Below are 23,959 nucleotides of genomic sequence, written 5' to 3' on the forward strand. Positions count from 1 at the left end.
CGGTAGTGAGGGTGGTACGGGGTGGATCACGTTGGCTCAAGCCGAGTCGCGGATCACCAGCTCCGGGTCGAAGATCACCGACTCCGCGCGCCGCGCCGGGTCGGCCATGCGCTCCAGGACCATCCGGGCCATCGCCGCGCCCATCTCCTCGACCGGCTGGCGGACCGTCGTCAGCCTCGGCCGGCAGCTCAGCGCCACCCGGCTGTCGTCGAAGCCGATCACCGCCACGTCGTCCGGTACTCGCCGGCCCGCTTCGCGCAGCACCGTCAACGCGCCGTACGCCATCAGGTCGTTGGCCACGAACAGCCCGTCCAGCCCCGGTTCCTCGGCCAGCAGCCGCTCCATGGCGCGCTCGCCGCCGTGCTCGGTGAAGTCGCCCTCGGCGACCGCCACGTACGCGTGGCCGTGGCGGGCCATCGCGTCGCGGAACCCGGCCAGCCGGTCCTGGCCGGCCGGTGTCCCCGCCGGGCCCGCGATCGTGGCGACGCGGTGGCACCCGCGGGACACCAGCCGGTCCGCGGCCAAGCGGGCGCCGTCCTGGTGGGCGACGTCGACGTAGCTCACCGGCGCCGGCCGGCCCGGGCGCGCGAACAACGCCGTCGGGACCCCCGCGTCGGTCAGCATCCGCGGCAGCGGGTCCTCCGCCGGGTGCAGCGAGATGAGCAGCACCCCGCTCACCTGCTCCTGCCGCAGCTTCGGGACGAGCTTCTCCCGCTCTTCGTCGCTGTCGACGAGCATCAGCAGCGGGTGCAGCCCCTGCGGGCGCAGGTGCGCGACCACCCCTTCGACCACCCGGCCGAAGAACGGGTCGCCGAACACCCCGCCGAAGGCTTCGATGTGCCGTTCCGGCTCGGACACCACCAGCGCGACCCCGCCCGTGCGGCGCGTGACCAGCGACCTGGCCGCGCGGTTGGGCACGTACCCGGTGGCGGCGATCGCGCGCTCGACGGTCTCCCGCAGCTTCGGATCGACGTTGCGCACGCTGTTGACCACGCGGGACACCGTGGCCCGCGAGACGCCGGCGACCCGCGCGACGTCCTCCAGGGTCGGCGGCGCCGAGGGCGGGTGCGTCGTCACCCCTTCTTTGTAGCACGCTGTGAGAGCGCTCTCCCAGTCCCGCGCCGATGACAAATGTCATGGACGGCCGGTGTGGGACGGCACTGCCCCCGAATACCCCCGCGAGACGAGCATTTCCGGCATGACCACCACCTCTCGAACCGAGACCGGCTTCCGGCCCGTCCTCCTGCTCACCGGCGGCTACGCCGCGCTCAGCGTCCTCACGCTCGTCGTGATCGTGCTCTTCCGGAACGACCACGCGATGGTGACCGACGCGGTCTGGGTGCGCGCCACCCTCGTCGTCGCCAGTTCGCTGCTGACGTTCGCCTTCGCCCGCAGCGCGGCCCGCGGGTCGCGGAAGGGACTGCTGAGACTGCGGATCGTCGCCGCGGTGATGCTCGTGGCGATCGTCGTGATCGTCGCCCTGCCGGGGTTGTTCCCGGTCTGGCTGCGGATCGAGCAGGCCGTCTGCGGGCTGCTGCTGCTCGGTGTCACGGTGCTCGTCAACGGCCGGCGCGCGCGGGCGCGGTAGCGTGCCGGTCGTGGACAGGACGGAACCGGCCGACGTGCAGCGCTGGGTGCGCGGCTGGCGGGTGATGGTGCTCGACGCGGGCATGCTCGTCTACCCGGCCGTGACCGTGCCCGGCGTGCTGGAGCACTCGAGGGGCCGCGCCGCGGTCGCCGGCTGCGCGGTCGTCCTGGTCTTCGCCGGCTGCTACGTCCTCGCGGCGCGTGCCGCGGCGCAGCGGGCGGCGCGCCGGTTCTGGCCACTGCTGGGGGTATTGGCCGTCCTGTTCGCCGCCGCGCTCCCCTTCGCCCACGCCGAAGCCTTCTTCCTCGCGACCGTCGTCGTGTCGCTGGCCGTGCCGCGGCTGCCGCGCTACTCCGGCGCGCTCGTCGTCGTCGCCGCGGTCGCGGCGCTGGTGGTCCCGTGGGTGCTGTGGGACGGCCCGGGGTGGACGCAGGCCGTCGCGCTCGTCTTCACCGTGCTGGTCGTCTACGCCTTCGCCGAGGCAGTGCGCGCCAACGCCGCCCTCGTCGAGGCACGCGCCGAGGTCGCGCGGCTGGCGTCGGAAGCCGAACGCACCCGCATCGCCCGCGACCTGCACGACCTGCTGGGCCACTCGCTGACCGCGATCACCGTCAAGAGCACCCTGGCCCGCCGGCTCGTGGACGCCGACACCGCCCGCGCGGGCGAGGAGATGACCGCCGTCGAAACCCTTGCCCGCCAGGCGCTGACCGACGTCCGCGCGGCGGTGTCCGGCTACCGCGAGGTCACCCTTGCCGGCGAGCTCGCCCGCGGCCGCGAGCTGCTGCGCGCGTGCGGCGTCGCCGCCGACCTGCCGACCGCGACCGACGTCGTGGGCCCGGCGCACCAGGAGTTGTTCGGCTGGGTCGTGCGGGAGGGCCTGACCAACGTCGCCCGGCACGCGCGCGCGACCCGCTGCACGGTCACCCTCTCGGAGTCCACTGTGGAGGTCGTGGACGACGGCGTGGGCGGCTCCCCCGACGAAGGCTCGGGGCTGGCCGGGCTCCGCGAACGCGTCCGCGCCGCCGGCGGGCAGTTCCGGGCCGGGCCGGTGCGGCCGCGCGGCTGGCGGCTGCGGGTGACGGTGTGACCATCCGCCTGCTGCTCGCCGACGACCAGGAGCTGGTCCGCCAGGCACTGTGCGCCCTGCTCGCGCTCGAGGACGACTTCGAGGTGGTCGCCTCCGTGGGCCGCGGCGACGAAGTCGTCGACGCGGCGCGCGAGCACCGGCCCGACGTCGCCCTGCTGGACATCGAAATGCCGGGCCTGGACGGGCTCGCCGCCGCGGCGGTGCTCGCCGCGCAGGTGCCGGACTGCCGCGTCGTCATGCTCACGACGTTCGGCCGCGCGGGGTACCTGCGCCGGGCGATGGACGCGGGCGCGGCCGGGTTCGTGGTCAAGGACGCCCCGGCCGACGTCCTCGCCGACGCGATCCGCCGCGTTCGGGCCGGTGAGCGCGTGGTGGACCCGGCACTCGCGGTCGCCACGCTCGCCGCGGGCGAGTCGCCGCTGACCGCGCGGGAACGGGACGTGCTCATCACCGCTCGCACCGGCGCCACGGTCGCCGAGATCGCGTCGCGGCTCTACCTGTCCGAAGGCACGGTGCGCAACTACGTCTCGGCGGCAATCACCAAGACCGGCGCGCGCAACCGCGTCGAGGCGGTGCGGATCGCCGACGAGCGCGGCTGGCTCTGATTGGCCCGGTCCGGTCTCCCGGAATTGGATCTTCTGCCGGGCCGTTCCTCGCCCTAGGTTGGCTCTGTGAAAACCGTTGACCTGTGGTTCGACCCGGTGTGCCCGTGGGCGTGGATCGCCTCCCGGTGGCTGCTGGAGGTGGAGGGCGTCCGCGAGGTGCGGACGCGGTTCCACGTGTTCAGCCTGTCGCTGCACAACGAAGGGCGGGAGGTGGACGACTGGTACCGCGGCTGGCTCGACGAGCGCTGGGGCCCCGCGCGCGTGGCGCTGGCCGCCGAGCGCGCGCACGGGAACGAGGTGCTGCGCGACCTCTACACCGCGCTCGGCACGCGCTTCCACCGCGACAAGGAGCCGGTCTCGCGCGAAACGATCGTCGCCGCGCTGACGTCGGTGGACCTGCCGACGTCGCTGGCGGACGCCGCCGAGTCGCCCGACCTCGACGCGGACCTGCGCGCCGGCAACCGCGCGGCGCTCGACCCGATCGGCGAGGACCTCGGCGTCCCGGCGCTGCACGTGGACGGCAACGCGTTCTTCGGCCCGGTCGTCAGCCCGGTCCCGCGCGGCGAGGAGGCCGGGCGGCTGTGGGACGGGGTGCTGCTCGTGACCGGCACGCCCGGGTTCTTCGAGCTGAAGCGGGGCCGCGGCCGTCCAGTGACGAGCTAGGCGTTGCGGAGGATCAGCACCGCAGCCGGGCTTCCGCCGCGGCCCAGTCACCGGTGCCGGCCGGCTCGTAGCGGCGGACTTCCTGGGTCTCGCGGACCAGGGCCCGCATCGACGCCAGGTCCGGCAGGTCCTCCCCCAGTGCGCGGGCCTGGACCAGCACGTTGCCCAGCGCCGCCGCCTCGACCGGGCCCGCCAGGACCGGGACCTCGCACGCGTCCGCCGTCACCCGGCACAGCAGTTCGTTGCGCGCGCCGCCGCCCACGATGTGGACCACGTCGATCGGGCGGCCCGTGATCGAAGCCGCCGTCCGGAGCGTGCGCCGGTACGCCAGTGCCAGGCTGTCCAGGATGCACCGGACCACCGCGCCTCGCGAAGAGGGCGGCTGCTGGCCGGTCGCCGCGCAGGCGGCCGCGATCCGGGACGGCATGTCGCCCGGTGGCAGGAACTCCGGCGCGTCGATGTCCACCACCGCCGCCAGCGCGGGCGCGGCGGCCGCCGCCGTGAGCAGGCCCGGCAGGTCCGAAGTGGACCAAGTCCGCAGCGTCTCCGACAGCACCCACAGGCCCATCACGTTGCGCAGGAAGCGAATGGTGCCATCGACGCCGCCCTCGTTCGTGAAGTTCGCGGCCAGCGCCGCGTCGCTCAGCTCCGGCGCCGGCAGCTCCAGGCCCGCCAGGGACCACGTGCCTGACGAGATGTACGCGAAGTTCGTCCCGGGCGACGCCGGCACGGCGACCACCGCGGACGCCGTGTCGTGCGAGCCGACGGCGACCACAGGTACGCCGGCCAGTTCGCGCGCCTTCCCCACGACCGTGCCCGGGTCCCGCAACGGCGGCAGCAGCCGCGGCGGGATCCCGACCTGCGACGCCAGCGAAAGAGCCCAGGTCCGCGCGCGCACGTCGTAGAGCTGCGTGGTCGACGCGTTCGTGCGTTCCGCCCCGATCTCCCCCGTCAGCCAGTAGTTCAGCAGGTCCGGGATGAGCAGCATGGTCGCGGCGGCGTCGAGCCGGTCGCCTTCGGCCACCAGCTGGTACAGCGTGTTGAACGGCAGTCGCTGCAGCCCGGTGACGTCGTAGAGCTCCCGGTCGGGTACCGGCACGGTGATCCCGTCGGTGCGCGGATCGCGGTAGTGGACGGGGTTGCCGAGCAACGCGCCCCGCTCGTCGAGCAGCCCGTAGTCGACGGCCCACGAGTCGATGCCGACACCATCGAGAGCGCCGGCTTCCCGGATCCCGGCGAGGGTTTCGCGGTACAGGCCCAGGACGTCCCAGTACAGCACCGGACCCGCCTGGATCCCGCCGTTCGGGAACCGCCGCACCTCCTCGACGGCCAGGACCGACGGCCCCACCGTGCCGGCCATCACGCGCCCGCTGGACGCGCCCAGGTCGACGGCCGCCACCCGCGTCACGGGTTCACCACGGTCAGCTCCAGGCCGAGCAGGTCCGCGACGGCCGCCAGCTCGCCGGTGCGGTGGCCGGTGCCGAGGGCCCAGTGGTGCGCGATGCCGCTGGCCGACCACGCGTCGGTCCACTCCCCCGGGTCGCAGCCGAAGTCGACGCGCGAGGTCGTGTTGCCGATCCGCAGCAGCGGCCCGGGCACGACCGTGCCCTCGGACGCGATGAGCGTGAACGTCCCATCGCGGCGCTGCCCGAGCCCGCACAGCGTCACCGGGCCGTGCTTGACGTCGAACTCCACCGACACACCCCAGCCGCGCTTGCCGTGGTAGACGCCGAGGCCGCGCAGCAGCGGCTTGCGCGCGCTGATGCCGAGGTGCGCCGGGCCGTCGTGGCCCATCTCGACCACGTTGTCGCGGAAGTTCAGCGCCTGCAGCTCGGTGAAGGAGCCGCCCGCGCCGAGCCGGTCCATGACCAGCATGGCCAGGGACGTCCGCAGCTCGTACTCGCCCACGGCCGGGATGCCGCGCGCGGTGAGCAGGGACGCGCCGAGGATGAACCCGGCGCCGACGCGCTCGTGCGTCTCGCCGTCGAGGCCGCGGTGGTAGTAGGCCAGCGAGTCGAGCGAAAAGTCTTCTACCAGCCGGTCGAGGGCCACCGAAACCCGGGCGCCCCAGGCGAAGTCTTCGTCCACTACGGACTCGTCCACAGTGAACACTTCACGGGCGAGGGCGACCCGCGCTGCGGTCTCGTCGTCGGTGACCTTCTCGACGCGCACCCGCAGGTCGTCGATCTCCAGGATCTCGACGTGGCCGCCGAGCTGGCCGGACACCAGCGTCGGGTCCGTGGAGACGTCCATCATGCCCGGGTAGAGGTTTCCGAGCAGGCCGTGGCGGCCGTGCCGCAGCGCCGCCCGGACACCGGCCGCCTTGATCCAGCGTTCGATCCGCGTCCACGCCCGCGGGTCCTCGAGGTACCCGGACACCGAGCGGAACTCGACCCCGACGCGGCGGAACGCGTTGGCCATCTCCGGCAGCGGGCAGGCCCCGCAGTAGGCCAGCCACGCGCCGGTGTCGAAGGACTCGTGGTCCATCGCCTCGGTCGGCTGCAGGTTGAGCAGCAGCACCGGCGCGCCCGAGCGCTGCGCGACCGGCGCCAGCATGCTGGACGTCAGGTACGTCGTGAGGAACCCGATGATCAGGTCGCAGCCGGCCACCCGCAGCTTCTCCGCCGCGGCCGCCCCTTCGCCAGCGTCGGAGACGAACCCGGCGTCGACGACCTCGCAGTCCATTCCGGACAGTCGTTCGGCGACGCGCCGGGCGGAGGCCTCCAGCTGCGGCAACAACGAAGGGAACTGCGGCCAGTACGCACCGAGGCCGCCGGAGACGAGCCCGACGCGGGTCTTGCGCGGCGTGATGCGGTCGAGGGTCATCGGAGCTCCTAACGCAGGAACGCGGCGGCCACCCCGGCGTCCACCGGCACGTGCAGGCCGGTGGTGTGGGTGAGGTCGCCGCCGGTGAGGGCGAACACCGCGGCCGCGACGTGCTCGGGCAGCACCTCGCGCTTGAGGATGGTCCGCTGGGCGTAGAACTCGCCGAGCTTCGACTCCTCGACGCCGTAGACCGCGGCGCGCTGGGCGCCCCAGCCGCCGGCGAAGATGCCCGAGCCCTGGACGACGCCGTCCGGGTTGACGCCGTTGACGCGGATGCCGTGCCCGCCCAGCTCGGCGGCCAGGAGACGGACCTGGTGGGCCTGGTCGGCCTTCGCGGCCCCGTAAGCGACGTTGTTCGGGCCGGCGAACACCGAGTTCTTCGACGAGATGTAGACGATGTCCCCGCCGATGCCCTGCGCGACCATGGCCTTCGCCGCGGCTTGCGCGACCAGGAACGAGCCCTTCGCCATCACGTCGTGCTGCAGGTCCCAGTCGCGTTCGGTGGTCTCCAGCAGCGGCTTCGAGATGGACAGCCCGGCGTTGTTGACCACCAGGTCGATGCCGCCGTACGCCAGTACGGTCGCGTCGACCGCGGCCTGGACCGCGGCGGCGTCGGTGACATCGGCGGTGACGGCGGTGCCGCCGATCTCCGCGGCGACTTCGGCGGCCGCATCGCCGTTGAGGTCGGCGATCGTCACGCAGGCACCCTCGGCCGCGAGCCGCTGGGCGATGGCTTTGCCGATGCCCGAACCCGCGCCCGTGACCAGGGCGATCCGCCCGGCCAGGGGTTTGGGCTTCGGCATCCGCTGCAGCTTGGCCTCTTCGAGCGCCCAGTACTCGATCCGGAACTTCTCGCTCTCCGGAATCGGCGCGTAGGTCGAGACGGCTTCCGCGCCGCGCATGACGTTGATGGCGTTGACGTAGAACTCGCCCGCCACCCGAGCGGTCTGCTTGTCCTTGCCGAAGGAGAACATCCCGACTCCCGGCACCAGCACGATCGCCGGGTCCGCGCCGCGCATCGCGGGCGAATCCGGGGTCGCATGCCGGTCGTAGTAGGCGACATACTCCGCACGGTATTCGGTATGCAGTTCCTTGAGCCGGGCGAGGACATCGTCGACCGGGGCCGTCGCGGGCAGGTCGACCACCAGGGGACGGACCTTGGTGCGCAGGAAGTGGTCCGGGCACGACGTGCCGAGCGCGGCCAGCGGCGCGAGCTTCTCCCGCGAGAGGAACTCGAGCACGACGTCGCTGTCGGTGTAGTGGCCGACCTGCCGCTGGTCGGTCGAAGCCAGCCCGCGGACCACCGGCGCCAAAGCCGCCGCACGTGCGTGGCGCTCGGTTTCGGGAAGCGCTTCGAACCCGGGCACGACCGGGCCGAACGGCTCGGCGACGCCGCGCGAGGCGAGGAACTCCTCGGCGGTCCGGATGATGTCGAGGGAGTTCCGCTCGCACTCTTCCGAGGTCGCGCCCCACGCCGTGATGCCGTGGCCGCCGAGGATGACGCCGATGGCCTGCGGGTTCGCGGCCTTGACCGCGGCGATGTCCAAGCCGAGCTGGAACCCGGGCCGCCGCCAGTCCACCCACGCGACGCGGTCGCCGAAGCACTCCTTCGTCAGCGCAGCGCCGTCGGCCGCGGTGGCCAGCGCGATGCCGGAGTCCGGGTGCAGGTGGTCGACGTGCGGGGCCTCCACGAGACCGTGCATCGCCGTGTCGATCGACGGCGCCGCACCACCCCTGCCATGCAGGCAGTAGTCGAACGCGGCGACCATCTCGTCCTCGCGCTCGACGCCCGGGTAGACGTCCACCAGCGACCGCAGCCGGTCCAGCCGCAGCACGGCGAGCCCGGACTCCTTCAGCGTGCCGAGGTCGCCGCCGGATCCCTTGACCCACAGCACCTCCGTCGGCGCGCCGGTCACCGGGTCGGTGACGGCGCCCTTGGCGGAGGTGTTGCCGCCGGCGTAGTTGGTGTTGCGCGGGTCGGCCCCGAGCGCGTTGCTGCGCGCGATGAGCTGCTCCGGCACCGTCATGCTCATGCTCCCCATCCGGCCTGCGTGCCGCCGGCGCGCTCGGCCACGATCTTCTCCTGGTACCCGCTGCGGTGGTAGGCCGCGACCGGGTCCGGGTCGAGCCCGGCGTCCTCGCGCAGCTCGGCCAGCAGCGGCCGGACGTCGGTGTTGTAGGCGTCCATCAGCACGGCGTTCGCGGCGAGCACGTCGCCCGCCTGCTGGGCGGTGCGCAACGCGGGCCGGTCGACGAGCAGGGCCTTGGCCGTGGCCTCCTGGACGTTCATCACCGACCGGATGATCGCCGGGATCTTGGCCTCGATGTTGTGGCACTGGTCGAGCATGAACGCAATACCGTATGCAGGATCCAACGCATCCCCGCGAACGATCTCGTACATGATCCGGAACAGCTGGAACGGGTCCGCCGCGCCGACCATCAGGTCGTCGTCGGCGTAGAAGCGCGAGTTGAAGTCGAACGCGCCGAGCTTCCCCGCGCGCAGCAGGAACGCCACGATGAACTCGATGTTCGTGCCGGGCGCGTGGTGGCCGGTGTCGATGCACACCGTCGCCCGCTCCCCCAGCTCGACGCAGTGCGCGTAGGACGTGCCCCAGTCCGGGACGTCGGTGGCGTAGAACGCGGGCTCGAAGAGCTTGTACTCCAGCAGCATCCGCTGGTTCCCGCCGAGCCGGTCGTAGGTCTCCTTCAGTGCCTCGGCCAGCCGGTCCTGCCGGTCGCGGATGTCGTCCTGGCCCGGGTAGTTGATGCCGTCGGAGAACCAGAGCTTGAGGTCGCGCGAGCCCGTGGCGTCCATGATGGAGATGGCTTCGAGGAGGTGGTCGGTGGCCTTGCGCCGGATGCCGGCGTCGGGGTTGGTGACCGAGCCGAGCTTGTAGTCCTCGTCCTGGAACACGTTGGTGTTGATCGCGCCGATCTCGGCGCCTTGGTCGCGCGCGAACGCCGTCAGGGCGCCGTAGTCGTCGACCTTGTCCCACGGGATGTGCAGCGCCACGCTCGGCGCGACCCCGGTGAACCGGTGCACGGTCGCCGCGTCGGCGATCTTCTCTTCGGGCGTCCGCGGGACGCCGGGCTGGGGGAACACCTTGAACCGGGTGCCCGAGTTCGCGTACGCCCACGACGGCGTTTCGATGCGCTGGGCCCGCAGGGCCTGTTTCACGGCCGTCAAGTCGCCCACGGCGATCACTGTCCTTCCGCGACGGTGGGGGGTTCGAGGTGGAAGACCTCTTCGAGCAGCTGGAAACCTTCGTCGGGCGCACGGGAGCCGAGGCCGGTGAAGAACTCCGCCATCTCCGCCTGCCAGCGCGCGTTGACGGCGGTCTTCGCCATCGCGGCCTGGGCGGCCTCGAGGTCGTCGGCTTCGACGTAGCCGACGAGGAGACCGTCGTCGCGCAGGAAGAGCGAGTAGTTGCGCCAGCCGGTGTCGTGCAGGGCCCGGCGCATCTCCGGCCAGACCGCGCGGTGCCGCTGCGCGTACTCGGCCTTCCGCTCGGGTTTCACCTGCAGGCAGAAGCAGTAACGGGGCATCGCTTTCGAAGTCCTTTGTGGGCTCCGCGGCCGGACCGGGGCGGCGATCCGGTCCGGCCGCGGAAAACCGTCAGAAGTTGAACTTGTCGATGTTGTTCGCGTCGAACGTCGTCGGCGGGCCGAGGACGATCTCCCCGCTCGCGCCGATCTTGTAGTCGCCGAGCTTGCCCGCCTTGAACGTCTCGCCCTCCTTGCCGGTGATCCGGCCGGACTTGAGCGCGACGCCCGCGTAGGCGGCGAGGTAGCCGATGTCGGCCGGGTTCCACAGCGCGAACTGCTTGACCGTGCCGTCCTTGACGAAGGCGCGCATCTGGTTCGGCGTGCCCAGGCCGGTCACCGCGACCTTGCCCTTGTAGCTGGACGAGCTGACGTACCGCGCGGCGGCCGCGATGCCGACCGTGGTCGGCGAGACGATCACCTTGAGGTTCGGGAACGACTGCAGCAGGCCCTGGGCCTCCTGGAACGACTTCTGGTCGTCGTCGTTGCCGTACGCGATCTTGTCCAGCTTGAGGTTCGCGTACTCCGGCTTGGCCAGCTCCTTCTTCAGGACCTCGATCCAGGCGTTCTGGTTGGTGGCGTTCGGCGTCGCGGACAGCACCGCGATCTCGCCCGAGCCGCCGGAGAGGTCCTTGGCCTGCTTGGCCAGCGCCTCGCCGATGCCCTGGGTGGTGGCCTGGTTGATGAAGACGTCGCGGCAGTCCTTCGCTGCGTCGGAGTCGAACGCGACGACCTTGATGCCGGCGCTGCGGGCCTGGTTCAGCGACGGGCACACGGCGTTCGGGTCGTTCGCGGCGATGCCGATGACGTCCTGCTGCTGCTGGATCAGCGTGTTGATGTAGCTGACCTGCGAGGACGCGCTGGCGTCGTTCGGCCCGACCAGCTTGTACTCGCCCTTCAACTCGGCCAGGGCGTCCTTGCCGCCGCTGACCTCGATGTCGCTGTAGGGGTTGTTGAGCTGCTTGGGCAGGAAGGCCATCTTGACGCCGGTCGCCGCCGCGGCGTTCGGGTTCGCCGTGGCCGTGGACTGCTGGGCGCCGGAGCCGCCGCTGTCGTTCTTCGTGGTGCCGCCGCAGGCGGCCAGCACGAGCACCAGCCCGGCCGACACTGCGCCGGTGAGGAACCGTCGGGACATCTTCGTCACCTTTCTGGGGATACCGGAGCAGTCGCCCGGCTCCGGCGGCGCAGGGCCGTCCGGGCCGAGGAGACGATGTTGGGCAGCAGGACCGACACGATGAGCAGCACGCCGGTCACGATGTTGAGCGCCTCGTTCGAGACGTCCTGCAGGCGCAGCGCGTTCTGCAGGGTCGCCAGCAGGACCACCCCGGCGAGCACGCCGGGCAGCGTGCCCTTGCCGCCGAAGATGGACACGCCGCCGAGGAGCACGGCGGCCACGACGGCCAGTTCGAGGCCGAAGCCGTTGTCGGCGCGGGCGCTGGAGTAGCGCAGGGTCCATAGGACCCCGGCGAGCCCGGCGACCGCGCCGGCCACGACGTACAGCCAGAACTTGAGCCGTCCGGTGCGGATCCCGGCGAACCGGGCCGCCTGCTCGCCCGCGCCGGCCGCGAACACGCCGCGGCCGATCGGCGTCGCGTGCAGCACGACGCCGAAGATCAGGGCCACCACGGCCAGCGGGACCAGGACGTTCGGGATCGGGCCGTCGCCGATGGTCCCGGTGACCCAGCTCGTGTAGTCGCGCGGGAAGTCGGCCACGGCACCGTCTCCCAGCACAACGAAGGCCAGCCCGCGGTACAGGGCCAGTGTGCCGATCGTGACGGCCAGCGACGGCAGCTTCAGCACGGTGACGAAGAAGCCGTTCAATGCGCCGAGGACCGCGCCTAGGACGATGCAGAGCGGGATGATCGTCTCGATCGACAGGCCCGCGTCCCACAGCGAGCCCATCACCGCGGACGTCAGCCCGAGCGTGCTCGCCACGGAGAGGTCGATCTCGCCGGTGACGATGATGAACGTCATCGGCAGCGCGACCAGCGCGATCGGGAGCAGGTCGAGCAGCAGGAAGGTGAAGTTGCGGCTGGTGCCGAAGTTCTCGACGGCGCCCGAAGCGACGATCAGCACGATCACCGTCACGAGCACGACGGCGGCGTCCCAGCTGAGCAGCCGGCCGAGCGGGTTCGGTCGGTCAGACATGGGCGTCCCTCTTCTTCAGTGCCTTGGCGACCCGGACCGCGACGAGCCGGTCGGCGCCGATGGCCAGCAGGATCAGCGCGCCGACGATCGCCTGCTGCCAGAACTGGTTGATGTCGAGCACCGCCAGAGCGCTGCCGATGACGGTGAGCAGCAGCGCGCCGAGGCCGGCGCCCCACACCGAGCCGCTGCCGCCGAACACCGCGACGCCGCCGACGACGGCCGCCGCGACGACGTTCAGCTCGTAGCCGGTGCCGGCGGCCGCGTCCACGGTGCCGAACCGGGCGGCGAACAGGACCCCGGCGAGTCCGGCGAGTGCGCCGCTGACCAGGAACGCGGCGGTCGTGTTGCGGCCGACGCGGATGCCGGCGAGCTGCGCGGCCTGGGGGCTCGACCCCATCGCGTACAGCTCGCGGCCGGCCGGGTAGCTGCGGAGCACGATCCCGGCGACGACCAGGACGAGCAGCGCGATGAGCACGAGCCACGGCACGCCGAGCACCGACGCCGTCCCGAAGTCCAGGAAGGACGCGGGCAGCTTGTCGGCGTTGATCTGCTGGCCGCCCGCCCAGAAGTAGCTGACGCCGCGGTAGGCGTAGAGCGTGCCGAGGGTGACGACCAGCGCGGGCACCTGGCCGAACCGGACGAGCGCGCCGTTGAGCAGCCCGCAGGCCGCGCCGACGCCGAGTCCGGCCAGCACGGCGACGATCACCGGCAGGCCGGGGTTGTCGCGCATCAGCGAGCCGACGGCGAAGGCGGCGAGGCCGAGCACCGAGCCGACCGAGAGATCGATGTTGCGGGTGATCATCACGATCGCCTGGCCGACGGCGAGCACCGCCAGGATCGCCGTGCCGAGCAGGATGTCGCGGATGCTCTGCCCGGACAGGAACCGGGAGTTCTGCGTCGCGGTGAACGCGACCAGGACGATCAGGGCGAGGACGATGCCGGATTCGCGGGCCTTGAACACGTTCGCGGTCCACGAGCGTCCGGCGTGGACGGCCGGATCGCCGGTCACGGGCGCCTCCTTCGTGACGGTCATGCGGCGGCTCCCTGCCCCATCGCGGCGTACATGACGGCGTCTTCGGTCGCGTCGGCGCGCGAAAGCTCGGCGACGAGCCGGCCCTCGCGCATCACGAGCACGCGGTCGGCCATGCCGAGCACCTCCGGCAGCTCCGAGGACACCATGACGATCGCGACGCCTTCGGCGGCCAGGGCCGACATCAGCCGGTGCACCTCGGCCTTCGTGCCGACGTCGATGCCGCGCGTCGGCTCGTCCACGATCAGCACCTTCGGCGCCATGGCGAGCCACTTGGCCAGCACGACCTTCTGCTGGTTGCCGCCCGAAAGCGTGCCGACGGGGTCGGCGAGGCGGCGGTACTTGGTGCGCAGGCGCTCGGTCCAGTGCCGGGCTTCCTGCCGTTCGCTGGCGCCGGTGAGGAACCCGAGCTTGGAGAGCGCGCGGGACCGCGGCAGCGTCACGTTCCGTTCGATCGAGAGGTCCATGATCAGGCCCTGCTGACGCCGGTCTTCCGGAACCAGCGCCATCCCGGCGGCCATCGCGGCCCGCGACGAGTGCGCCTTCAGCTTCTTGCCGCTGATCTTCACGACCCCGGCGTCCCGTTCGTCCACTCCGAACACGGCTTGGACCACTTCGGAGCGCCCGGAGCCGACGAGCCCGGCGAACGCGACGATCTCCCCCGCGCGCACCGAGAAGGAGATGTCGCGGAAGACGCCTTCGCGCGCCAGGCCTTCGACTTCGAGCACGACCGCGCCCGGCTCGACTTCCAGCTTCGGGAACAGGGCGTCGAGGTCGCGGCCGACCATCCGCTTGACCATGTCGTCGACCGTGACGTCTTCCAGGAGGTCGGTGGAGACGTGCTTGCCGTCGCGCATGATCGTGACGCGCTGGCAGAGCTCGGTGATCTCCTCGAAGCGGTGCGAGATGAACATGATCGCCGCGCCTTCCTCGCGCAGCGTCCGGGCGACGGTGAAGAGCCGGTCGACCTCGACGCGGCTCAGCGCGGCGGTCGGCTCGTCCATCACGAGCACGCGGGCGTCGGCGCTGAGCGCCTTCGCGATCTCCACGATCTGCTGGTCGGCGATCGACAGCCCGCGTGCCGGGCGGCCGGGGTCGATGCGGACGCCGAGGCGGGCGAAGAGCCGTTCGGCCTCTTCGCGGATCGCCGTCCGGTCGATCCGGCCCATGCTCTTGCGCGGGTGCCGGCCCATCACGATGTTCTCCGCGACCGAAAGGTCCGGGAACAGCGTGGGTTCCTGGTAGATCACGGCGATACCGGCGGCCTTGGCGTCGGCGGGCGAGCCGAACTCCACCGGCCGGCCGTCCAGCAGCAGCGTGCCGTCGTCGGGCTTGTGCACCCCGGCGAGCATCTTCACGATCGTGGACTTGCCGGCGCCGTTCTCCCCGACCAGCGCGTGGGCCTCCCCGGCGTGCAGGCCGAAGCTCACGCCGGCGACGGCGGCGACCGCGCCGAACGACTTCGTCACGCCGCGCACCTCCAGCAGAGGGGCCCGGCCCGGTTCCTGCCGCGTCATCGCGACCTCCGGATTGAAAGGTTTCACAAACCTGGCGCGGTGACGCTACTATGCGGTTGGAGAGCAAGTCAATGAATCCGCCGAACCGTGGCCAAACGGCTTCTGGACCGGGCAGTTCGTGATGATGTTACGTTTCAAAGGGGAGGGCGCATGACGGTCCAGGAGTCCGGTGCCGAGCCGAGAGCGGCGGGCATGAAGGACGTCGCCGCGGCCGCCGGCGTCTCCCTCGGCACGGTGTCCAACGTGCTCAACCGGCCCGACCGGGTCAGCCCCGCGACGCGCGCGAAGGTCGAAGCCGCGATGACCGAGCTCCGGTTCGTGCGCAACGAGTCCGCGCGGCAGCTGCGGGCCGGGCGCAGCCGCGTGCTGGCCTACGTGATGCTCGACGGCAGCAACCCGTTCTTCACCGACGTCGCGGCCGGGATGGAAGACGCTGCCGACGCCAGCGACCTCTCGCTGTTCCTCTGCAACAGCGCGCACCAGCCGTCGCGTGAGGCGGCCTACCTCGGCCGCCTCGAACAGCAGCGCGTGCAGGGCATCCTCATCACGCCGGTCGACCCGGACGCCCCGCTGCTGGGCGAGATCGCGCACCGCGGCACCCCGGTGGTGATCGTCGACCGCACGCCGGGCGGCACGACGCACTGCTCGGTCGCCGTCGACGACGTCTACGGCGGCGAGATCGCCGTGCGCCACCTCGTCGAGCAGGGCCATGACCGGATCGCGTTCATCGGCAACCACACGACGGTCGGGCAGGTCCGCGACCGGCGCCTGGGCGCGCTGCGCGCGTTGAAGGCGGCCGGGCTCGGTCCCGAGCACTTGGTCGACCTGACGACGACGGCCCTGACCGTCGCCGACGGCCGCGGCGCGGGCGAGCGGCTGGCCGGGCTGCCGGCGTCCATCCGCCCGACCGCCGCGTTCTGCGCCAACGACCTGGTCGCCCTCGGCCTGCTCCAGACGTGCGCGAACTTGCGCATGCGCGTCCCGCAGGACTTGGCGATCGTCGGCTACGACGACATCGAGTTCGCCGCCGCGGCCGCCGTGCCGCTGACGTCGGTCCGCCAGCCCCGGCGCCGCCTCGGCCGCACGGCCGCCGAGTTGCTGCTGGCGGAGACCGAACCGGGCCACGAGCACCGGCAGGTCGTGTTCACCCCCGAACTGGTGGTCCGCGCTTCGACCCTTCGCTGAGCCAACCGTTCTATCGTCTGTGACGTCTTGGGACTCGGGAGCGATTCCCGGGTAGGACGCCGAGCACGGAGGTCGACGATGGCCGAGGACAAGCCGCGCCTGACGCGGCGCGGGTTCCTCGCCGCGAGCGGGGCCGCGCTGCTCGGGGTGGCCGCCGTCGGCACCGTCGCCGGGTCGGCCGCGCTCGGCGAGCCGGACCCGGATGCCGTGCGGCTGGGCGATTTCTGGCTGTTCGGGCGGTACGAGGACGGCTGCGCCGACCTCGACTTCGAGGAGATCGACCTCTCGCCCGTGCAGCTCCCCCACTGCGTGACGCCGCTGTCGTGGACCGGCTGGCAGCCGTCGTCCTGGCAGGACCGGTGGATCTACCGCAAGCACTTCACCGTCACCGCGGCGATGACGGCCGGACGCCAGCGCGCCCGCTTCGACGGCGTCATGACGAACGCGGCGGTGTACCTCAACGGCGCGCTCGTGGCCACCCACGCCGGCGGCTACCTGCCGTTCGAGGTCGAGCTGCCGCAGGTCACGGTGGGCGACAACGTCCTCGCCGTGGTCGTCGACGGCCGCTGGCAGCTCGACGTCCCGCCCAACCTGCCGAGCTCCGCGGGCCCGTCGGCGATCGACTTCTACCAGCCGGCCGGCATCTACCGCCCGGCCGGGATCGGCACGGTGCCGCGGACCCGGCTGGCCGACGTCTTCGCCCGGCCCGTCGACGTCCTGGGGCCGGGCCGGTCGCTGCACCTGACGTGCGAAGTGGACACGACGGTCGCGCTCGGCGAACCGCTGCAGGTGACCGCGTCGGTCCGGCAGGCCGGACGCGAGCTGGCCCGCGGCAGCACCGACGTCGCGCCCATGCCGGTCGGCACCCGGACCGTCGAATTCGACGTGGGCGGGCTCGGCGCGGTCCGGCTCTGGGACGTCGAGGACCCCGCGCTCTGCGACGTCGAGGTCACCGTCCGATCCGGACCGCGGGCGCTGGACCAGCAGGTGGTGCGGATCGGGTTCCGCGAAGCGGAGTTCACCCCGGACGGCTTCTTCCTCAACGGCCGCCGCCTCAAGCTGGTCGGCCTCAACCGGCACCAGTGGTACCCGTTCGCGGGCGGCGCGATGCCCGACCGCGTCCAGCGGCGCGACGCCGAGATCCTGCGCCGCGAGCTGAACTGCACCATGGTCCGCTGCTCGCACTACCCGCAGTCGAGCGCGTTCCTCGACGCCTGCGACGAGCTGGGCCTGCTGGTCTGGGAGGAGATCCCCGGCTGGGGCCGGATCGGCGACGCGGCCTGGCAGCAGCAGAACTTCCGGGACGTCTCGGGCATGATCACCCGGGACCGCAACCACCCCAGCATCGTCGTCTGGGGCACCCGCGTGAACGAGGCCAACGGCACGACGGCGATGTACGGCCGGACCGGGCGGCTCGCCCACCAGCTCGACCCGTCCCGGCCGACGAGCGGCGCGCTGGCCTCCTGGACGGGCGCGCGGTTCGCCGGCAGCGACGTCGAGGTGCTCGCCTACAACGACTACACGGCCCGCCGCGGCGCGCCCTTTCAGCTGCGTCCGCCGCGCACGGGAGTTCCCTACCTGGTCACCGAGACGATCGGCACCCTCGCCGGCGCTCGCGCCTACCGCCGGACCGACCCGGCCGCGGCCCAGCAGCTGCAGGCCGAGCTGCACGCGAAGGCCCACGACCTGGCCGCCGCGGACGACCGGTACTGCGGCCTGCTCGCGTGGTGCGCGTTCGACTACCCGTCGGGCTGGCAGCGCTCCATGGGCGGGTCGAAGTTCGCCGGGGTGTCGGACTTCTTCCGCATCCCCAAGGCCGCCGCGGCGTTCTACGCCTCGCAGGGCGATCCGCTGGCGCGGGCGGTCGTCGAGCCGGGGTTCGCGTGGGACTTCACGGCGTCCCCTGGTGGCCCGGGGCGGGGCGTGACGATCTGGTCCAACTGCGACCGGCTCCTGCTGTTCCTCGACGACCGCGCGATCGGTGAGGCGCGCAGCCGCCGGGCGGACTTCCCGCACCTGCGGTACCCGCCGTTCGCCGCGGACCTCGTCGTACTGCGCGGGAAGCGGCCCGAGCTGCGGATCGACGGCTACCTGGGCGACCGGCTCGTGGTGTCCCGCCGGTTCAGCGGCGACCGGAGCCGGGACGTGCTGGGCTGCGTCCCGGACGACACGCAGCTGCGCGCGGACGGCGCGGACGCCACCCGGGTGGTCGTGTCCGCGATGGACCGGTTCGGGACGCTGCGCGCGGGCGCGACCGGCCAGGTGACGCTGGCGCTGACCGGGCCGGGCGAGCTGGTCGGCGACCCGACGCTGGACCTCGGGGCGACCGGCGGGGCGGCGGCGGTGTGGCTGCGGCCCTTCGCGGGACCGCCGGGCGTGCTGACGCTGACCTCGAAGCACGACTCCCTGGGCACGGCCACCGCGACGGTCACGACGAGCGCCAGTGGCTCGGAAAGCGGGTCACGCTCGTGACGGGGGCACCCGGCTCAGGCTTCGGCCGCCAGGACCTCCGCCAGCACCGCGGCCTGGCTGATCTTCGGCGACCCGCTCGCCGTCAGCAGCGTCAGCGGACCGCCCGCCGCCAGCTCGCGCAACCGCTCCAGCGCCGCCAGCCGATCGGGCTCCCGCAGCTCCGCGCGGTAGCGCTCGGCGAACTCCGCGAACCGCTCGGGATCGTGGCCGTACCAGGTGCGCAGCTCGTCGGACGGGGCCAGCCCGCGGTACCAGCCGTCCAGGACGACGGCCGCGCGGGCCGTGCCGCGCGGCCACAGCCGTTCCACGAGCACGCGGACGCCGTCGGCGGGCCCGGCCGGGTCGGCCAGGCGCGCCACCCGGACGACCGTCGGCTGCATGCGCGCATTCTGCGGTGCGCCCGCGCGCCCCGCCACCGGAGGACGCGGGGGCCCCGGTGCGCAACCGCGTGACGCCGGCCGGCGAGATCGTCGACATCCCGCTGCGCGGCGCGTGGACCGGCAACCGCGGCGTGCTGCACCGCGGCCACGAGATCGTCCGGTTCCACGGCGGCGACCTCTGGATCACCTGCGCGCTCGCCTTCAAGGACCGGTGGCGCGAGCAGTGGCTGCCCCACCGCTACACCCACCTGTACTTCCACGACGAGGCCGTCTCGTTCGCCGCCGGGCACCGGCCGTGCGGCGAGTGCCGCCGTCCCGCGTACACCGCCTATCGCGACGCGTGGCCTGGCCGCCCGTCGGCCGGCGCGATGAACCGGCGGCTGCACGCCGAACGCCTGGTCCGCGGCACCCACACCCGACGCCTGCACCACCTGAGCTGGGCCGAGCTCCCGGACGGCGTCTTCGTGCTCCGCGGGGACCACCCCGAGCTCAAGGTCGACGGCCACCTCATCGAGTGGACGACCGCGGGCTACGGCCGGAAGCAGAAGCTGCCTCGCGCAGGGACCGTCCCGGTCCTCACGCCACCGGCCACGATCGCCGTGCTGCGCGCCGGATACCCCGTGCAAATCGACGACAGCGGCCGCTGAGGGCCCGTCGAACCGGGCGGGCCGGGCACACTTGCGGCATCGCCCATCGCGACCGAGACTGCCGGGATGGATCAGCACCTCGTCGACCGCGCCCGGCAGCACTCCCTCGGCGACCTGCTGCGCCGCACCGCGCTGCGGCTGCCGGACAAGCTCGCCGTCGTCGACGGGACCACGAAGCTCACCTTCGCCGAGTTCGAGGCCGCCGCCAACCGCTGCGCCCACGCCCTCGCCGCCCGCGGCCTGGCCAAGGGCGACCGGCTCGCGCTGCTGAGCCACAACTGCTTCCAGTACGGCGTCCTCGCCTTCGCCACCGCGAAGCTCGGCGTGCTGCTCGTGCCGGTCAACTTCATGCTCGGCGCCGACGAAGTCGCCTACATCCTGCGGCACGCCGAAGTCAAAGCGTTCATCGCCGAAGACGCCCTGGAGCCGACCGCCGCGAAAGCCCTCGAGCTGGCCGCACTCGGCGACGTCGTCCGCGGCCGCATCCCGAAGAGCGGGGGCGGCGAATGGGAAGACGTGACCGGCTGGCTGTCCGAAGGGGACGCCGAAGCTCCCGACGTCCTCGTCGCCGACGACGACCCGCTGCGGATCATGTACACCTCCGGCACCGAGTCGCGGCCGAAGGGCGTGCTGCTGTCGAGCCGGTCGCTCATCGCGCAGTACGTCTCGTGCGTGATCGACGGCGGCATGAGCGCCGACGACGTCGAGGTGCACTCGCTGCCGCTGTACCACTGCGCCCAGCTGGACTGCTTCTTCTCCGTCGACGTCTACCTCGGCGCGACGAGCGTGCTCCTGCCCGGCCCGGACCCGGCCGCGCTGCTCGCCGCCGTCGAGCGGGAGCGCGCGACGAAGCTCTTCGCGCCGCCGACGGTGTGGATCTCCTTGCTGCGCCACGAAAACTTCGACCGGACCGACCTGTCGAGTCTGCGGAAGGGTTACTACGGCGCGTCGGCGATGCCGGTCGAGGTGCTGCGCGAGCTGCGGCGGCGCCTGCCCGACGTCGAGCTGTGGAACTTCTACGGCCAGACGGAGATGGCGCCGCTCGCGACGATCCTGCGCCCGCACGAACAGCTGGAGCGGGCCGGGTCAGCCGGGCGGGCGTCGCTGAACGTCCAGACGCGGATCGTCGACGACGAGGACAACCCCGTGGCGCCGGGCGAGATCGGCGAGATCGTGCACCGGAGCCCGCACGCCACCCTCGGCTACTACCGCGACGAAGAGAAAACCGCCGAAGCGTTCCGCGCCGGCTGGTTCCACTCCGGCGACCTCGGCGTCGTCGACGAGGACGGCTATCTGTCCGTCGTGGACCGCAAGAAGGACATGATCAAGACCGGCGGCGAGAACGTCGCCAGCCGAGAGGTCGAAGAGGCGCTGTACCTGCTCGACGGCGTCGCCGAAGTCGCCGTGTTCGGGATCGGACATCCACACTGGATCGAAGCGGTGACGGCCGTCGTCGTGCCGCGGGAAGGCGTGACTCTCGACGCTGTGCAAGTGATCGACCACGCAAAGGCACACCTCGCCGGTTACAAATGCCCCAAGTACGTCGTGTTCGCGGACCGCCTTCCCAAGAACCCCAGCGGAAAGATCGTCAAGCGGGAACTGCGGGAACGACACAAAGGACTCGCGACCGAGGGCTGAGCCACCGAAAACTCCTTGCGCGGCACGGAAGACCGCGGATACCGTCGACTGCCCGCCGCTGCTTTCCGAGGAACGCGGGCCGGGTGTCCCACCAGGGCCGACCGGCCCGGAAACGAGATGTCCGAAAGCCATGGCGCGCGGCGTCCGTCGGGTCTAGTAATGAGGCCGTTCCTCGTTCCCGAACCGCGAAAGGATCTTCCAGTGTCCGTTTTTCTCGCCGTCCTGCTCGCCCTGGGCGCCGGGCTGTTCGTCGGCGGCCGCGTCCACAGCGCCCGCGAGGCCCGCGCCAACTACTCCGCCTACCGGGCCCGGACCGCGAAGGGCTTCGGGGAGATGATCCGCTCCGGCGTGTCGGCCGTGCTCGCGGTCGCCGGCGCCCTCGTCCTGCTCTTCATCCTGCTGAACGTGCTCCAGCAGGCCTGAACGCGGAACCCGACTCATGGCGGGTTGTTGCCGCCCCGGCGGCAGCGCACGCTTTCCCCTGGCCCCGACGGGCGGGGCCGGGAAAGGACTCCCCCCATGAGATCGAGGGTGCTTTCTGCTGCGCTCAGTCTGGCCGCGGGCCTGCTGGGCACAGTCGTCGTCGCCGCGCCGGCCGAGGCCGCCGCGGTCTGCGGTGACCAGGTCGTCGGCAACGGCGGGTTCGAGAGCGGGACCACGCCGTGGACCCAGACCAGTGGCGTGATCTCCGCCGCCACCTCGGCGGAGCCCGCGCACGGCGGGACGATGGACGCCTGGCTGGACGGCTACGGCAGCACGCACACCGACACCCTGTCCCAGTCACTGACGCTCCCCGCCGGCTGCGCGTCCGCGTCGCTGTCCTGGTGGGCGCACGTCGACACCCAAGAGACGACGACCAGTACCGCCTACGACAAGCTGGTGGTGCAGGCGGGTACCGACACCCTCGCGAGCTACTCGAACCTCGACAAGAACACCGGGTACGTCCAGCGCACGGTCGACGTGTCGCGCTACCTGGGCCAGACCGTCACGCTCAAGATCACCGGCACTGAGGACTCGAGCCTCGCGACCAACTTCCTCCTCGACGACTTCTCGCTGACCACGACGGGCACGAGCAACCCGCAGTCGCCGGTCGTGACCTCGCCGGGCGCCCAGTCCGGCGCCGTCGGCCAGGCCGTGTCCCTGCAGGTGCAGGCGAGCGACCCGCAGGGTGACGCGCTCACCTACAGCGCGACCGGGCTGCCCGCCGGGCTCACCATCGGCGCGAGCACGGGCAAGATCACCGGCACGCCGACGACCGCCGGGACTTCGTCGGTGACCGTCACCGCCAAGGACCCGGCCGGCAACAGCGGCAGCGCCACCTTCACCTGGACGATCACCGCCGCGCCCGCGGACTCCACGCGCACGCCGATCAACCCCGCCTACACGGTCAACCTGACGTCCAACACCGCGGGCGACACGTGGACCGGCCACCAGAGCGTCAGCTTCACCAACGGCTCGGCGACCGCGCTGCCCGAGGTCTACCTGCGGCTTTGGGACAACTACCACGGCAGCTGCCCGTCGACGCCGATCACCGTCACGAACGTCACCGGCGGCACGCCCTCGGCGCTGACTGTCGGCTGCACCGCCATGAAGATCACGCTGCCGAGCCCGCTGGCCCAGGGCCAGTCCGCGACCATCGGGTTCGACCTGAGCATCGTGGTGCCCAGCGGCGCCGACCGGTTCGGCCACGACGGCGCGTTCAACATGATCGGCAACGCGCTGCCGGTGCTCGCGGTCCGCGACGGCAGCGGCTGGCACCTGGACCCCTACACCAACAACGGCGAGTCGTTCTACACGGTGATCAGCGACTTCGACGTCACGCTCGTGCACCCGTCGTCGCTGCTGACCCCGGCCACCGGCACGTCGACCGAGACGACCAGCGGCAGCACGACGACCACGCACGCGACCGCGGCGAAGGTCCGGGACTTCGCTTGGGCCGCGGGGCCGTTCGCGAAGATCAGCACGACCTCCGGCAAGGGCGTGCGGGTCAACGTCTACTCGGTCAGCGGGATCTCGACCAGCAGCGCCAACCAGATGCTGAGCCTGGCCGCCGACTCGATCGACGTCCACGCGGGCCGCTTCGGCGACTACCCGTACGGCGAGGTCGACGTGGTGCTGGACAACAACTTCTGGTTCGGCGGCATGGAGTACCCGGGCTTCGTGATGGACCTCGTGTCGACCACGGCGCTCCCCCACGAGCTGGCGCACCAGTGGTGGTACGGCATCGTCGGCGACGACGAGTACAACTCGCCGTGGCTGGACGAGAGCTTCACCGACTACGCCACCGACCTCTACCGCGGGATCGACGGCAGCGGCTGCGGCATCACGTGGCAGTCGAGCGCGGAGAAGCTGACCAACTCGATGGCCTACTGGGACGCGCATTCGTCCCGGTACTCGACGGTGGTCTACGGCTACGGCAAGTGCACCCTGCATGATCTGCGGCGGCTGATCGGCGACACGGCGATGACGAACCTGCTGAAGTCGTACGCCCAGTCCCACTGGTACGGCGTGTCCACGACGGCCGAGTTCAAGGCCGCGGCGCAGGCGGCGGCCGGGTCCACCGACCTGACGTCGTTCTGGACCTCGCACCGCGTCGAGGGCTGAGAAACCGCTTGGAGTTCCCCGTCCAC

Annotated in this window: 21 protein-coding genes; 10 read left to right on the forward strand and 11 right to left on the reverse strand. The window is 72.0% G+C overall.

Annotated features, from left to right (window positions below; translation table 11 throughout):
* Nucleotides 1-36: 36 nt before the first annotated feature.
* A complete protein-coding gene (locus tag ACZ7OH_RS08075) occupies nt 37-1,077 on the reverse strand; it encodes a LacI family DNA-binding transcriptional regulator (RefSeq protein WP_400906685.1) in 1,041 nt (346 codons plus the stop codon).
* Between the two features lie 121 nt (nt 1,078-1,198).
* On the opposite strand from ACZ7OH_RS08075, the gene ACZ7OH_RS08080 reads away from it, so the two are divergent.
* The 4 genes from ACZ7OH_RS08080 (at nt 1,199) to ACZ7OH_RS08095 (ending at nt 3,943) form a co-directional block, all read left to right on the forward strand.
* Nucleotides 1,199-1,588, forward strand: a complete 390-nt coding sequence (locus tag ACZ7OH_RS08080; RefSeq protein ID WP_400906683.1) for a hypothetical protein — start codon at nt 1,199-1,201, stop codon at nt 1,586-1,588.
* A gap of 10 nt (nt 1,589-1,598) precedes the next feature.
* Complete coding sequence (locus tag ACZ7OH_RS08085) at nt 1,599-2,675, forward strand: sensor histidine kinase (RefSeq protein WP_470280185.1); 1,077 nt, start codon at nt 1,599-1,601, stop codon at nt 2,673-2,675.
* Nucleotides 2,672-3,280 (forward strand): response regulator transcription factor, encoded by a 609-nt coding sequence (locus tag ACZ7OH_RS08090; protein ID WP_400906679.1) that lies wholly within the window; start codon nt 2,672-2,674, stop codon nt 3,278-3,280. The genes ACZ7OH_RS08085 and ACZ7OH_RS08090 overlap by 4 nt, the downstream gene beginning before the upstream one ends.
* Before the next feature lie 66 nt (nt 3,281-3,346).
* Nucleotides 3,347-3,943 carry a mycothiol-dependent nitroreductase Rv2466c family protein gene (locus ACZ7OH_RS08095; RefSeq protein ID WP_470280186.1) on the forward strand — a complete coding sequence of 199 codons (597 nt, stop codon included), beginning with the start codon at nt 3,347-3,349 and terminating at the stop codon, nt 3,941-3,943.
* A 13-nt stretch (nt 3,944-3,956) separates the two neighbouring features.
* On the opposite strand, the gene ACZ7OH_RS08100 is transcribed toward ACZ7OH_RS08095, so the two are convergent.
* From ACZ7OH_RS08100 to ACZ7OH_RS08140, 9 genes are all read right to left on the reverse strand, one after another.
* The gene (locus ACZ7OH_RS08100) at nt 3,957-5,342 is read right to left on the reverse strand and encodes a rhamnulokinase (protein WP_470280322.1); all 1,386 of its coding nucleotides are present in this window, start codon (nt 5,340-5,342) and stop codon (nt 3,957-3,959) included.
* A gap of 5 nt (nt 5,343-5,347) precedes the next feature.
* Nucleotides 5,348-6,769, reverse strand: coding sequence for an arabinose isomerase (locus ACZ7OH_RS08105; RefSeq protein ID WP_470280187.1), 1,422 nt, complete (start codon nt 6,767-6,769; stop codon nt 5,348-5,350).
* 8 nt (nt 6,770-6,777) lie between these two features.
* Nucleotides 6,778-8,796 (reverse strand): bifunctional aldolase/short-chain dehydrogenase, encoded by a 2,019-nt coding sequence (locus tag ACZ7OH_RS08110; RefSeq protein WP_470280188.1) that lies wholly within the window; start codon nt 8,794-8,796, stop codon nt 6,778-6,780.
* A gap of 2 nt (nt 8,797-8,798) precedes the next feature.
* Complete coding sequence (rhaI, locus tag ACZ7OH_RS08115; RefSeq protein WP_470280189.1) at nt 8,799-9,974, reverse strand: L-rhamnose isomerase; 1,176 nt, start codon at nt 9,972-9,974, stop codon at nt 8,799-8,801.
* Nucleotides 9,971-10,315, reverse strand: coding sequence for an L-rhamnose mutarotase (locus ACZ7OH_RS08120; RefSeq protein WP_470280190.1), 345 nt, complete (start codon nt 10,313-10,315; stop codon nt 9,971-9,973). Before ACZ7OH_RS08120 ends, rhaI begins: the two co-directional genes overlap by 4 nt.
* A 70-nt stretch (nt 10,316-10,385) precedes the next feature.
* Complete coding sequence (rhaS, locus tag ACZ7OH_RS08125; protein WP_470280191.1) at nt 10,386-11,447, reverse strand: rhamnose ABC transporter substrate-binding protein; 1,062 nt, start codon at nt 11,445-11,447, stop codon at nt 10,386-10,388.
* 5 nt (nt 11,448-11,452) lie between these two features.
* A complete protein-coding gene (locus tag ACZ7OH_RS08130; RefSeq protein ID WP_470280192.1) occupies nt 11,453-12,460 on the reverse strand; it encodes an ABC transporter permease in 1,008 nt (335 codons plus the stop codon).
* Complete coding sequence (locus ACZ7OH_RS08135) at nt 12,453-13,493, reverse strand: ABC transporter permease (protein ID WP_470280193.1); 1,041 nt, start codon at nt 13,491-13,493, stop codon at nt 12,453-12,455. Before ACZ7OH_RS08135 ends, ACZ7OH_RS08130 begins: the two co-directional genes overlap by 8 nt.
* On the reverse strand, nt 13,490-15,007 hold the full coding sequence (locus tag ACZ7OH_RS08140) for a sugar ABC transporter ATP-binding protein (RefSeq protein WP_470280194.1): 1,518 nt from the start codon (nt 15,005-15,007) through the stop codon (nt 13,490-13,492). The genes ACZ7OH_RS08135 and ACZ7OH_RS08140 overlap by 4 nt, the downstream gene beginning before the upstream one ends.
* A 150-nt stretch (nt 15,008-15,157) precedes the next feature.
* Here ACZ7OH_RS08140 and ACZ7OH_RS08145 point away from each other — a divergent pair, with 150 nt between their 5' ends.
* Together ACZ7OH_RS08145 and ACZ7OH_RS08150 are read left to right on the forward strand one after the other, a co-directional pair.
* Nucleotides 15,158-16,192 (forward strand): LacI family DNA-binding transcriptional regulator, encoded by a 1,035-nt coding sequence (locus ACZ7OH_RS08145; RefSeq protein WP_470280195.1) that lies wholly within the window; start codon nt 15,158-15,160, stop codon nt 16,190-16,192.
* A gap of 78 nt (nt 16,193-16,270) precedes the next feature.
* On the forward strand, nt 16,271-18,664 hold the full coding sequence (locus tag ACZ7OH_RS08150; protein ID WP_470280196.1) for a glycoside hydrolase family 2 protein: 2,394 nt from the start codon (nt 16,271-16,273) through the stop codon (nt 18,662-18,664).
* 14 nt (nt 18,665-18,678) lie between these two features.
* Here the strand turns inward: ACZ7OH_RS08150 and ACZ7OH_RS08155 are convergent, their stop codons facing one another.
* Nucleotides 18,679-19,044: a DUF488 domain-containing protein gene (locus tag ACZ7OH_RS08155; RefSeq protein ID WP_470280197.1), complete on the reverse strand. Its 366-nt coding sequence runs from the start codon at nt 19,042-19,044 to the stop codon at nt 18,679-18,681.
* A 56-nt stretch (nt 19,045-19,100) separates the two neighbouring features.
* Between ACZ7OH_RS08155 and ACZ7OH_RS08160 the strand changes: the two genes are divergently transcribed.
* From ACZ7OH_RS08160 to ACZ7OH_RS08175, 4 genes are all read left to right on the forward strand, one after another.
* Complete coding sequence (locus ACZ7OH_RS08160; protein WP_470280198.1) at nt 19,101-19,691, forward strand: hypothetical protein; 591 nt, start codon at nt 19,101-19,103, stop codon at nt 19,689-19,691.
* Between the two features lie 66 nt (nt 19,692-19,757).
* Nucleotides 19,758-21,329 carry an acyl-CoA synthetase gene (locus ACZ7OH_RS08165; RefSeq protein ID WP_470280199.1) on the forward strand — a complete coding sequence of 524 codons (1,572 nt, stop codon included), beginning with the start codon at nt 19,758-19,760 and terminating at the stop codon, nt 21,327-21,329.
* A gap of 201 nt (nt 21,330-21,530) precedes the next feature.
* Nucleotides 21,531-21,752 carry a hypothetical protein gene (locus ACZ7OH_RS08170; RefSeq protein WP_400906644.1) on the forward strand — a complete coding sequence of 74 codons (222 nt, stop codon included), beginning with the start codon at nt 21,531-21,533 and terminating at the stop codon, nt 21,750-21,752.
* Nucleotides 21,753-21,860: 108 nt separating this feature from the next.
* A complete protein-coding gene (locus ACZ7OH_RS08175; protein ID WP_470280323.1) occupies nt 21,861-23,933 on the forward strand; it encodes a putative Ig domain-containing protein in 2,073 nt (690 codons plus the stop codon).
* Nucleotides 23,934-23,959 lie beyond the last annotated feature (26 nt).

It is taken from the genome of Amycolatopsis sp. NPDC114478 (assembly GCF_055633805.1).